This window comes from Streptomyces sp. RP5T, assembly GCF_003933965.1.
GTDB lineage: Bacteria > Actinomycetota > Actinomycetes > Streptomycetales > Streptomycetaceae > Streptomyces.
In genome coordinates, this window is sequence record NZ_RSAJ01000245.1 from 1 (window position 1) to 12127 (window position 12127).

Annotated in this window: 10 protein-coding genes; 5 read left to right on the top strand and 5 right to left on the bottom strand. The window is 70.3% G+C overall.

Annotated elements, in window-relative coordinates; translation table 11 throughout:
- Positions 1-103: 103 nt before the first annotated feature.
- A complete protein-coding gene (locus tag EHS43_RS24060; RefSeq protein WP_125192847.1) occupies positions 104-619 on the top strand; it encodes a hypothetical protein in 516 nt (171 codons plus the stop codon).
- Positions 620-707: 88 nt separating this feature from the next.
- Positions 708-1373, top strand: a complete 666-nt coding sequence (locus tag EHS43_RS24065) for an HAD family hydrolase (protein WP_125192848.1) — start codon at positions 708-710, stop codon at positions 1371-1373.
- A gap of 78 nt (positions 1374-1451) precedes the next feature.
- Here EHS43_RS24065 and EHS43_RS24070 read toward each other — a convergent pair whose 3' ends face one another.
- Positions 1452-2018: a DJ-1/PfpI family protein gene (locus tag EHS43_RS24070; protein ID WP_125192849.1), complete on the bottom strand. Its 567-nt coding sequence runs from the start codon at positions 2016-2018 to the stop codon at positions 1452-1454.
- 515 nt (positions 2019-2533) lie between these two features.
- Between EHS43_RS24070 and EHS43_RS24075 the strand changes: the two genes are divergently transcribed.
- Positions 2534-7486, top strand: coding sequence for an NAD-glutamate dehydrogenase (locus tag EHS43_RS24075; RefSeq protein ID WP_125192850.1), 4953 nt, complete (start codon positions 2534-2536; stop codon positions 7484-7486).
- A 99-nt stretch (positions 7487-7585) separates the two neighbouring features.
- Here the strand turns inward: EHS43_RS24075 and EHS43_RS24080 are convergent, their stop codons facing one another.
- Both EHS43_RS24080 and EHS43_RS24085 read right to left on the bottom strand, forming a co-directional pair.
- Positions 7586-8407: an ABC transporter ATP-binding protein gene (locus EHS43_RS24080; RefSeq protein ID WP_185806374.1), complete on the bottom strand. Its 822-nt coding sequence runs from the start codon at positions 8405-8407 to the stop codon at positions 7586-7588.
- Positions 8400-9317, bottom strand: a complete 918-nt coding sequence (locus tag EHS43_RS24085) for an ABC transporter permease (RefSeq protein ID WP_125192851.1) — start codon at positions 9315-9317, stop codon at positions 8400-8402. Before EHS43_RS24085 ends, EHS43_RS24080 begins: the two co-directional genes overlap by 8 nt.
- A gap of 359 nt (positions 9318-9676) precedes the next feature.
- On the opposite strand from EHS43_RS24085, the gene EHS43_RS24090 reads away from it, so the two are divergent.
- Complete coding sequence (locus tag EHS43_RS24090) at positions 9677-10303, top strand: TetR/AcrR family transcriptional regulator (protein WP_125192852.1); 627 nt, start codon at positions 9677-9679, stop codon at positions 10301-10303.
- Between the two features lie 4 nt (positions 10304-10307).
- Here the strand turns inward: EHS43_RS24090 and EHS43_RS24095 are convergent, their stop codons facing one another.
- Positions 10308-11051: a Crp/Fnr family transcriptional regulator gene (locus EHS43_RS24095; RefSeq protein WP_125192853.1), complete on the bottom strand. Its 744-nt coding sequence runs from the start codon at positions 11049-11051 to the stop codon at positions 10308-10310.
- 101 nt (positions 11052-11152) lie between these two features.
- Between EHS43_RS24095 and EHS43_RS24100 the strand changes: the two genes are divergently transcribed.
- Positions 11153-11416: a YciI family protein gene (locus EHS43_RS24100; RefSeq protein ID WP_125192854.1), complete on the top strand. Its 264-nt coding sequence runs from the start codon at positions 11153-11155 to the stop codon at positions 11414-11416.
- Between the two features lie 134 nt (positions 11417-11550).
- Here EHS43_RS24100 and EHS43_RS24105 read toward each other — a convergent pair whose 3' ends face one another.
- A complete protein-coding gene (locus tag EHS43_RS24105) occupies positions 11551-11964 on the bottom strand; it encodes an organic hydroperoxide resistance protein (RefSeq protein ID WP_125192855.1) in 414 nt (137 codons plus the stop codon).
- Positions 11965-12127: the final 163 nt, after the last annotated feature.

Here is a 12127-nt window from a genome sequence, read left to right on the forward strand (position 1 = left end):
GCCGAGGTCTGGGCAGGGACTCGAAAGGGGACACCCGCACGTATCCTGAAGGCCTTCGCGGAGCCCCTGCGACGATGTTCCCCGACCACGAAAGCGGCCAGTCATGCGCGTCTACGTCCCCCTGACCCTCTCCGGTCTCGCCGAGGCGTACAAGACGGGTGAGCTCGGGGCCGGACCGCTCCTCGCCTACGCCGTCACGCCCGGCCTGCGCGAGTGGTACCTCTCCGACGACATCGAGGAACTGGAGTACGCCGCGCTGAACCGGGCCGGGCTGGCCTCGCTGCGGCTGCTCGCCGCGGACACGGGGGCCGCGCGGCGCCGGGTCGTGGTGGCCGTCGACGTGGCCGACGGCGCGGCGGCGGCCGACCCCGACCGGGCGCTGGATCCCGCCGCACTCGGCGAGGTGCGGGTCGCCGGGCCGGTGCGGCTGGCCAAGGCGGCCGCGGTGCACGTCGACTCGGACGACGCGGTGGAGGACGTCACGGCCGCCGTGGACGCGCTGGAGGCGGCGGACGCGGGGGACGACGACGCGCAGTTCGTCGTGGACGGCGCCGAGGACCACGAGTTGCTGTGGTACGCCACGCAGGAGATCCCGAACCTGGTGGGGCTGGGCGGCTGAGCCTCCTGCGCGCTGGGCCGCGACGCGGTTTTACCCACCTTGACCTGCTGATCTCTTGATTGTCAGTGGGGGCGGGTACGTTTTTGGCATGGGGAAACCGACAGGGGCGCACATCGTCTGGGACTGGAACGGCACGCTGTTCCACGACAACGAAGCGATCATCGGAGCGACGAACGCGGCGTTCGGCGAGCTGGGGCTGGCGCCGATCACGATGGAGCAGTACCGGGCGCTGTACTGCGTGCCGGTGCCGAAGTTCTACGAGCGGCTGCTCGGACGGCTGCCCACCGACGCCGAGTGGGAGCTCATGGACGCGACCTTCCACCGGTACTACACCGAGCACCGGGTGGGATGCGGGCTCACCGAGGGGGCGGTGGAGCTGCTCATGGGGTGGCGGTCGGCCGGCCGCAGCCAGTCCATCCTCAGCATGTACGTGCATGACGAGCTGGTGCCGTTGGTGCGGGGCTTCGGGATCGAGGCGCACTTCCTGCGGGTGGACGGGCGCACGGGACCGTCCGGCGGCAGCAAGGCGGAGCACATGGAGCGGCATCTCGCCGCTCTCGCGGGCGTGGAGGCGGCCCGGACCGTGGTGATCGGGGACGCCGCGGACGACGCGGTGGCCGCGATGCGGGTGGGGGCCCGGGCCGTGCTGTACACCGGCGGGTCGCACAGCCGGGCCAGCCTCGAAGGGGTGGGGGTGCCGGTGGTGGACACCCTGGCTGAGGCGGTCGCGGAGGCCGAGCGAATAGCGGCGTGACCCTTCGCGCCGGTTCCGTCAGCGGCCTGACCCCTCGCGCCGGTTCCGTGTCCGCGGCGGCATCCCGCACCCCGTCGGCTAGGTCACCGGAGCCTTCGCCCTGAGCACCTGGAGGAACTCCCGCATCCAGGCCGAGTGGTCGGGCCAGGCGCGGGAGGAGACCAGGGTGCCGTCGACGACCACCTCGGCGTCCTGGAAGGCCGCGCCAGCGGACTGCATGTCGGGTTCCAGGGCCGGGTAGGCGGTGACGCGGCGGCCGCGGAGGCCGTCGATCGCGGCGGTGAGCAGCGGACCGTGGCAGATCTGGGCGACCGGCTTGTCCGCGTCGAAGAAGGACTTGAGGATCTTGCGCAGCTCGGGGTCGTTGCGCAGGTACTCGGGAGCGCGGCCGCCCGGGATGACGAGCGCGGCGTACTGGCCGGCGTCGACCTCGGCGAAGGCCAGGTCGGCGGGCCAGGTGTAGCCGGGCTTCTCGGTGTAGGTGTCGAAGCCGGGTTCGAAGTCGTGGACGACGAAGCGGAGCTTCTTGCGGTCGGGGGCCGCGATGTGCACGTCGTAGCCCTCCTCACGCAGGCGCTGGTAGGGGTACAGGACCTCCAGTGACTCTGCTGCGTCACCGGTGACGATGAGGATTTTTGCGGTCATGTCGGCAAAGTGCACCCGCGGGGGCGTGCTTGCCAAGAGGGTGTGCGAAGGGAAGGGAAGAAGGTCATGGCCCGGATGCGGCGTGGACACTGTGCAGAGTGTCAAAGTTCGACCCCCGGATTTGTACACATACGGCTCATGACGGCCCCCCTGTGATGAGCGATAGCCTGGTGGCGTGATCAGCGCGATAGTTCGCGGGGGCGCTGTGGCCCCCGCCCCGCGCCCGGTGCGCACGGACTACCTCCGTGGCCGGGCGGCGGCCGCTGATCCTCGCGGGCGGGACGGGGCCGTCGGGGCCCTCATGACGCCGAATGCACCCTCGTCAGCGGCGCGGCAGAGAGCAGCGTCACACCTGGCGGGCGTGCCGAGAATGGCTGATATACCCCCGCTCATCTCACCCTGCGGCATAGCGTCGGAGCGGACCGGAGACCCCGGGCCGTGGCGTCGAGCCGCAAGGGAAGAGACCGTACTTCCTTCTACGTCACGCAACGGCGCGCGACAGGAGTCAGAGGACAATGCAGACCAAGCTGGACGAAGCCAAGGCCGAGCTGCTCGAGAGGGCCGCACGGGTAGCTGAGAACAGCCCGGCCGGGGGGCACCTACCGACTGGGACCACGGACGACGAGACCGCCCGCACCCCGGACACCCCGGACAGCGAGACCGTACTCGCGTTCCTCCAGCGCTACTACCTGCACACGGCCCCGGAAGACCTCACCGGCCGCGACCCGATCGACGTCTACGGAGCCGCTCTCTCCCACTTCCGGCTGGGCGAGACGCGCCCGCAGGGCACGGCCAACGTGCGGGTGCACACGCCCACGGTGGAGGAGAACGGCTGGACGTGCACCCACTCGGTCGTCGAGGTCGTCACCGACGACATGCCCTTCCTCGTCGACTCCGTCACCAATGAGCTGACCCGGCAGGGGCGCGGCATCCATGTCGTCATCCACCCCCAGGTCATCGTCCGGCGCGACGTCACCGGCAAGCTGATCGAGGTCCTCACCGCCCCGCCCTCCGCCGCGGACCTCCCGCACGACGCGCACACCGAGTCCTGGATCCACGTCGAGATCGACCGCGAGACCGACCGCGGTGACCTGAAGCAGATCACCGCCGATCTGCTGCGCGTCCTGTCCGACGTCCGGGAGGCCGTCGAGGACTGGGAGAAGATGCGGGACGCGGCCCTGCGGATGGCCGACGAGCTGCCCGCCGAGCCGGTCGCCACCGATCTGCGCGACATGGAGATCGAGGAGGCCCGCGAGCTGCTGCGCTGGCTGGCCGCCGACCACTTCACCTTCCTCGGCTACCGCGAGTACCAGCTCAGGCCGGACGACTCCCTCGCGGCCGTGCCCGGCACCGGCCTCGGCATCCTGCGCTCCGACCCGCACCACGCCGGCGAGGAGGGCCACCCGGTCAGCCCGTCCTTCGAGCGGCTGCCCGCCGACGCGCGCGCGAAGGCGCGTGAGCACAAGCTGCTGGTGCTGACCAAGGCCAACAGCCGGGCCACCGTGCACAGGCCCTCGTACCTCGACTACATCGGGGTCAAGAAGTTCGACGCCGACGGCAATGTGATCGGTGAGCGGCGCTTCCTCGGACTGTTCTCCTCCGCCGCCTACACCGAGTCGGTGCGCCGCGTTCCGGTCATTCGGCGCAAGGTGGACGAGGTGCTCGAAAGGGCCGGTTTCTCGCCCAACAGCCACGACGGCCGCGACCTGCTCCAGATCCTGGAGACCTACCCGCGCGACGAGCTCTTCCAGACCCCGGCCGACGAGCTGGAGTCCATCGCCACGTCCGTCCTGTACCTCCAGGAGCGGCGGCGGCTGCGCCTCTACCTGCGCCAGGACGAGTACGGCCGCTACTACTCGGCCCTCGTCTACCTGCCCCGTGACCGCTACACCACCGGCGTCCGCCTGAGGATCATCGACATCCTCAAGGAGGAACTGGGCGGCATCAGCGTCGACTTCACCGCCTGGAACACGGAGTCGATCCTGTCCCGGCTGCACTTCGTGGTCCGCGTTCCGCAGGGCACCGAGCTGCCGCAGCTCAGCGACAGCGACAAGGAGCGCATCGAGGCCCGCCTGGTCGAGGCCGCCCGCTCCTGGGCCGACGGCTTCGCCGAGGCGCTCAACGCCGAGCTGGGCGAAGAGCGCGCCGCCGAGCTGTCGCGCCGCTACGGCGGCGCCTTCCCCGAGGGCTACAAGGCCGACCACACCCCGCGCTCCGCGGTCGCCGACCTCGTCCACGTGGAGCGGCTCGGCGAGGAGAACGACTTCGCGCTCAGCCTGTACGAGCCGGTGGGCGCCGCCCCCGAGGAGCGCCGCTTCAAGATCTACCGCAAGGGCGAGGCGATCTCCCTGTCCGCCGTCCTGCCGGTGCTCAACCGGCTCGGCGTCGAGGTGACGGACGAGCGGCCGTACGAACTGCGCTGCACGGACCGCAGCGTCGCCTGGATCTACGACTTCGGCCTGCGCATGCCCAAGTCGCAGAACGGCGGCGGCGACTACCTCGGCGACGACGGCCGCGAGCGCTTCCAGGAGGCCTTCGCCGCCACCTGGACCGGCAAGGCGGAGAACGACGGCTTCAACGCCCTGGTGCTGAGCGCCGGCCTGAACTGGCGTCAGGCGATGGTGCTGCGGGCGTACGCCAAGTACCTGCGCCAGGCAGGCTCGACGTTCAGCCAGGACTACATGGAGGACACCCTCCGCCACAACGTCCACACCACCCGGCTGCTCGTCTCCCTGTTCGAGGCGCGGATGTCGCCCGACCGCCAGCGCGCCGGCCACGAACTCGTCGACGCCCTCATGGAGGAGCTCGACGCGGCGCTCGACCAGGTGGCCTCGCTGGACGAGGACAGGATCCTGCGCTCCTTCCTGACCGTCATCAAGGCGACCCTGCGCACCAACTTCTTCCAGGAGGCCGCGGGCGGCAACCCGCACGACTACGTCTCCATGAAGTTCGACCCGCGGGCCATCCCCGACCTCCCGGCCCCGCGCCCGGCGTTCGAGATCTGGGTCTACTCGCCGCGCGTCGAGGGCGTGCACCTGCGCTTCGGCAAGGTCGCGCGCGGCGGACTGCGCTGGTCCGACCGGCGTGAGGACTTCCGCACCGAGATCCTCGGCCTGGTCAAGGCGCAGATGGTCAAGAACACCGTCATCGTGCCGGTCGGCGCCAAGGGCGGCTTCGTCGCCAAGCAGCTGCCCGACCCGGCCGTCGACCGGGACGCGTGGATGGCCGAGGGCATCGCCAGCTACAAGACGTTCATCTCGGCGCTGCTCGACATCACCGACAACATGGTGGCCGGCGAGGTCGTGCCCCCGGCGGACGTCGTCCGCCACGACGAGGACGACACCTACCTGGTCGTCGCCGCCGACAAGGGCACCGCGACCTTCTCGGACATCGCCAACGGGGTGGCCGAGCAGTACAACTTCTGGCTCGGCGACGCCTTCGCCTCCGGTGGCTCGGCCGGCTACGACCACAAGGGCATGGGCATCACCGCCCGCGGTGCCTGGGAGTCCGTCAAGCGGCACTTCCGGGAACTGGACCTCGACACCCAGTCCGAGGACTTCACCGTCGTCGGCATCGGTGACATGTCCGGTGACGTGTTCGGCAACGGCATGCTGCTCAGCGAGCACATCCGCCTGGTCGCCGCCTTCGACCACCGGCACATCTTCATCGACCCGAAGCCCGACGCGGCCACCTCCTACGCCGAGCGCCGCCGCGTCTTCGAACTGCCGCGCTCCAGCTGGGCCGACTACGACACCGAGCTGATCTCCACGGGCGGCGGCGTCTTTCCCCGCACCGCCAAGTCCATCCCGGTCAACGCCCACATCCGCGAGGCCCTCGGCATCGAGGACAAGGTCGCCAAGATGACCCCGGCCGACCTGATGAAAGCGATCCTCAAGGCGCCGGTGGACCTGCTGTGGAACGGCGGCATCGGCACGTACGTGAAGGCCTCCACGGAGACCCACGCGGACGTCGGCGACAAGGCCAACGACCCCATCCGCGTCGACGGCGCCGACCTGCGGGTACGGGTCGTCGGCGAGGGCGGCAACCTGGGCCTGACCCAGCTCGGCCGGATCGAGTTCGCGCTGCACGGCGGCAAGATCAACACCGACGCCATCGACAACAGCGCGGGCGTGGACACCTCCGACCACGAGGTGAACATCAAGATCCTGCTCAACGGCCTGGTCGCCGAGGGCGACATGACCGTCAAGCAGCGCAACAAGCTGCTCGCCGAGATGACCGACGAGGTCGGCCGCCTGGTCCTGCGCAACAACTACGCGCAGAACACCGCGATCGCCAACGCGCTCGCCCAGTCCAAGGACATGCTCCACGCCCAGCAGCGCTTCATGCGCCACCTGGTGCGCGAGGGCCACCTCGACCGGGCCCTGGAGTTCCTGCCCACCGACCGCCAGATCCGTGAACGCCTCGGTGCCGCGCAGGGCCTGACCAGCCCGGAGACGGCCGTCCTCCTGGCGTACACGAAGATCACGGTCGCCGAGGAGCTGCTGCACACCTCGCTCCCGGACGACCCCTACCTGCACGGCCTGCTGCACACGTACTTCCCGGCCGCGCTGCGCGAGAAGTTCCCCGAGCACATCGACAACCACCCGCTGCACCGCGAGATCACCACGACCGTCCTGGTCAACGACACGGTCAACACCGGCGGTACGACCTACCTGCACCGCCTGCGCGAGGAGACCGGCGCCTCGTTGGAGGAGATCGTCCGGGCGCAGACCGTGGCCCGCGCGATCTTCCGCTCCGGCGTGGTGTGGGACGGGGTCGAGTCGCTCGACAACAAGGTCGAGGCCGCCGTACTGACGAGGATCCGCCTCCACTCGCGCCGCCTCGTCGAGCGCGGCACGCGCTGGCTGCTCAACAACCGGCCGCAGCCGCTCCAGCTCGCCGAGACCGTCGAGTTCTTCGGCGACCGCGTCGAGCAGGTGTGGGCACAGCTGCCGAAGCTGCTGCGGGGCGCCGACCTGGAGTGGTACCAGAAGATCTACGACGAGCTCAGCGGCGCGGGCGTCCCGGACGAACTCGCCACGCGCGTGGCCGGATTCTCCTCGGCCTTCCCGACGCTGGACATCGTCTCGGTGGCCGACCGCATGGGCAAGGACCCGATGGACGTCGCCGAGGTGTACTACGACCTCGCCGACCGTCTGCACATCACCCAGCTCATGGACCGCATCATCGAGCTGCCCCGCGCCGACCGCTGGCAGTCCATGGCCCGCGCCTCCATCCGCGAGGACCTCTACGCGGCCCACGCGGCCCTGACCGCCGACGTCCTGGCGGTGGGCAACGGCACGTCCACGCCCGAGGAGCGCTTCACGGCCTGGGAGGAGAAGAACGCCCCGATCCTGAGCCGGGCGCGCACCACCCTGGAGGAGATCCGCAGCTCGGACTCGTTCGACCTCGCCAACCTGTCGGTGGCGATGCGCACGATGAGGACCCTGCTGCGGCAGCACTCGTAAGCGGTACGACGACGAGGGCGCCCCGGGCCGCACGGCCCGGGGCGCCCTCGGTCGTCCGGGACGGCTGTCCCGCCCGTCCCGCACGTCCCGTACGGATTCTCAGGCGGCGACCTTCGGCTTCGCCTTCGCCTTGTCGGGGCCGCCGGTGAAGTCCTCGTAGGCCGCCAGGACCTCGTCGGTGGGGCCGTCCATGCGCAGTTCGCCGCGCTCCAGCCACAGCACCCGGTCGCAGGTGTCACGGATCGACTTGTTGCTGTGGCTCACCAGGAACACCGTGCCCGCGTGCTTGCGCAGTTCGCGGATGCGCTGCTCGGAGCGCTTCTGGAAGGAGCGGTCGCCGGTGGCGAGGGCCTCGTCGATGAGGAGGACGTCGTGGTCCTTGGCGGCGGCGATGGAGAAGCGCAGACGGGCGGCCATGCCGGAGGAGTACGTCCGCATCGGGAGCGTGATGAAGTCGCCCTTCTCGTTGATGCCGGAGAAGTCGACGATCTCCTGGTAGCGGTCCCTGACCTGCTCGCGGGACATGCCCATGGCGAGGCCGCCGAGGTGGACGTTGCGCTCGCCGGTGAGGTCGTTCATCAGGGCCGCGTTGACGCCGAGCAGGGAGGGCTGACCGTCGGTGTAGATACGGCCGTTCTCCACCGGGAGCAGGCCCGCGACCGCCTTGAGCAGGGTCGACTTGCCGGAACCGTTGGTGCCGATCAGGCCGATCGCCTCGCCCTTGTAGGCCACGAACGACACGTTCCTGACGGCGTGCACCTTGCGCACGCCCGCCGCCTTCTCGGCCTGCCCCCGGCGCAGCATGCGGTTGAGGGCGGCGGTGGCGGAGCCCTTGCCGGCGCCGGTGCCGTTGACGCGGTAGACGATGTCGACGCCGTCGACGACGACGGTGGGGATCTTGTCCATCTCGGTGTCAGCCACGGCCGTACGTCTCCTCAGCCTTCCAGAAGTAGATGAAGCCGCCGACGCCGGCGAGCAGCGCCCAGCCCACCGCGATCGCCCACACGTGATGCGGCAGCTGGCTCCCGTGGAAGCTGTCGATCAGGGCGTAGCGCATCAGGTCGATGTAGACGGCGGCCGGGTTGGCCTGGAGGACCGGGACCAGCCAGGACGGCCAGTCGTGGTGCCCCTTGGCCAGCTTGTCGATGCTCCACATCACGCCGGAGACATACATCCAGGTGCGCAGGACGAAGGGCATCAGCTGCGCGATGTCGGGTGTCTTGGCGCCCATCCGCGCCATGATCATCGAGACGCCCGCGTTGAACGTGGACTGCAGCACCAGCGCCGGGACCGCCAGCAGCCAGGACGCGGCGACCGGGACACCGAAGCAGAGCAGGATCACCACCAGGGCGGCCATGGAGAACAGCAGCTGCTGGAGCTGCTGGAGCGCGAACGAGATCGGCAGCGCGGCCCGCGGGAAGTGCAGGGCGCGCACGAGACCGAGGTTGCCGGAGATCGCGCGGGTGCCCGCCATGATCGAACTCTGGGTGAACGTCCAGATGAACACGCCCGTGACGAGGAACGGCACATAGTCCGGCACGTTCCTCTTGGTGCCCAACAGCACGCCGAAGATGAAGTAGTAGACCGCCGCGTTCAGCAGCGGGGTCATCACCTGCCAGACCTGGCCGAGCTTCGCCTGGCTGTACTGCGCGGTGAGCTTGGCGGTCGAGAACGCGGTGATGAAGTGACGCCGTGCCCACAACTGACGGACGTAGTCGGGCAGGGAGGGACGGGCGCCGCTGACCGCGAGGCCGTACCGGGCGGCCAGGGCCGAGAGGTCTTCGTCGGCCGGGGGCGCTGTCGGGGGCGGTGTGTCGAGGACCTGGCTCACATCCGTTGCTTTCGCTCGGGGGGTGGGGGTGGTGCGCTTGCGGTCTGCGCGCCCGTCGTCCGGCGTTTCCTTACGAGACTCTTCACGTTTTCTTACGTCGGGACGGGACCGTATCGTCGCAACGTGAGCGTAGGACGAACGAGCGTCGGAACGCAACCGTTTCGTCGCGACGGGCGGGCGTTGGGACGAAACCGTTTCGTCGTGGCCGCGCGCGTCGGGACGATACTGTTGCGTCGTGTCGCATGACGTCGGGACGATACCGTCCCGACGTAACGCGTCCCACCGGGCCGCTACCGTTTCGTCCCGACGGCTCCGCGTCGGAACGGCACCGTTTCGTCGCTACGCCCTATGCTGTCCGCATGACGACCAACGCCGACGCGCCGCAGACCCGTACGCGCCGCCGTGCCCCGGCAGGAGCCGCCGTACTCCGTGAGGATGTGACGGAAGCCATTCGGGCAGCCGTTTTCGAGGAGCTAGCGGCTGTGGGGTACGCGCGGATGTCGATCGAGGGCATCGCGCGCCGTGCGGGAGTCGGCAAGACCGCGGTGTACCGCCGCTGGCGTTCCAAGCTGCACCTGGTCCTCGACGTGGTGTCGGAGATCGCGGTGATGGGCCTGCCGGTGCCGGCCACCGGCTCGCTGGAGGACGATCTGCGGATGCTGTACGAGGTGACCTCCCGGGCGCTGCGGCACCCGGTGGCCTCGCAGATCATCCCGGACCTCCAGGCCGAGGCGGCCCGTAACCCGGAGATCGCCGAGGCCCTGCAGAACGCGTTGCAGAAGGGGCAGGAGGGCGTCGCCAGCAAGATCATCTCGGCGGCGGAGCAGCGTGGGGAACTCCGGACGGGCTTCAACGACGAACTGGCCCTCGACCTGATCTCCGGCCCCCTGTACTGGCGCTCGGTGGTGATCCGCAGCCCGAAGCTGCCGAAGGGGTACCTCGCGGCGCTGGCCCGAGCCACGACGGAGGCGCTGAAGGCCCTCTGAAGCCTCAGACCGTGCGGCCGTGGCCGTCCGCCGCCGGGCGCGGTGCCGTGCGCAGGGCGAGGAGTTCCGGTGCGAGCACCCGAATCCGTCTTCTCCCGCTGCCGCCGCCGCTCCCGCCGCCGTTCTCCGTGGGCCCGATCAGCCCGTCCCGCCGGAGCCGGGACAGTGCACGGTTGACGGTGACGCGGGTGACGCCGAGAAGGTCGGCGAGTTCGCGCTGGCCGCCGGGCAGGGGGACGTGACCGTCGCTGCCGTGCCGGCTCAGTCCGTCCAGGAGCCAGGCCGCGAGGCGGGCCTCGCAGGGCAGGGTGACCGTGTCGGTGAGCCGTTCCTGCTGGGCGCGGGCCTGGGCGGCGAGGAGCCGGAAGACGTGGGCGCGTACGGCCGCGGAGTCGTCGAGCAGGGTCGTGAAGCGGGCGCGTGGAACGGCTCGTACGGCACACGGTGTGAGCGCGGTGAAGGTGGCCGTGTGGCCGGCTCCGTCGAGCAGCGCGACCTTGTCGAGGGCGCAGGGTCCGTCCCAGGTCCCGAACCGCAGGACGCGTCCGCCGGCGGTCGTGGCGGACGCGGAGACGGTGCCGTCGAGCAGTACGAGCAGGTGGTCGGCGGGGGAGCCCTGGGCGCGCAGGATCTCGCCGGGGGAGTAGGCGCGGGGGACCGAGGTGTCCCACAGGCGGCGCAGGCCGGGCTCGGGGAGCGCGGCGAACAGCGGGACGTCCCGCAGTCGCCGCCAGTCGGCTGGGGGCACGGCGGCGCTTCCCTCCCTCGCTGTATCGGCCGATACAGACCGGCGCGGCGGGCCGAGCCTAGCGTCGTCGCGTCGGACCGCCGTCCCGGAAAGGGGACCTCGTGCTTGTCGTGGAACTCGCCTTCACATCCGCGCCCGAACGCCTTGCCGCCCGGCCCGCTCACCGCGCGGCGCTCGGCCGCCTGCACGCCGAGGGGCGACTGTTCGCCGCCGGGCCGTGGGCGGACGACCAGGGCGCGATGCTGGTCTTCGCGGTGGACCGGGCGGAGTTGGAGGAGATCCTGGAGGCGGATCCGTACTACCGGTCCACTCCGGGGGTCGAGGTGCGGGCGGTTCGGGAGTGGGTGCCGATAGTGGGGAGTTGAGGGGGGTGTATCGGGCAGTCGGCTTCAGGCGAGCTGGACCGGAGCGAGGCGGACCCGACGATGCTGGGGGTCCGGGCGGGCCGTCGCCGAGTGACCGGCGGCACCCCGCCCGGGGCGCGCGCTTCTTGCCGGGACTACTCGATGACGAGGTCCACCTCGATGTTGCCGCGGGTGGCGTTGGAGTAGGGGCAGACCTGGTGGGCCTGCTCGACCAGCTTGCGGCCGGTCTCGGCGTCCACGGTGTCGGGGAGTTCGACGCGGAGGGCGACCTTGAGGCCGAAGCCCTCGCCCTGCTTGCCTATGCCGACCTCGGCGGTGACGGCGGCGTCGCTGACGTCCACCTTGGCCTGGCGGCCGACGAGGCCGAGGGCGCTGCCGAAGCAGGCGGCGTAACCGGCGGCGAAGAGCTGCTCCGGGTTGGTGCCCTGTCCGTTGCCGCCCAGCTCCACCGGCGGGGCCAGAGCGACGTCGATCTTGCCGTCGTTCGTGTAGGCGCGGCCGTCACGGCCGTGGGTGGCGGTGGCGACAGCGGTGTACAGCGCGTCCATGTGACCCATCCCTCTCGAAGTCCTGTTCCGGCGGCTCTTCCGCGGCCGCCGCACGGCCACAAGTAGAGCACACAATTCAATTGTGCACAACTAAATTGCTCGCAAGAGCTATCCTGGGCGCATGGACACGTCCCCGACCGCGACCCCGGCCCCTGCCTCCACC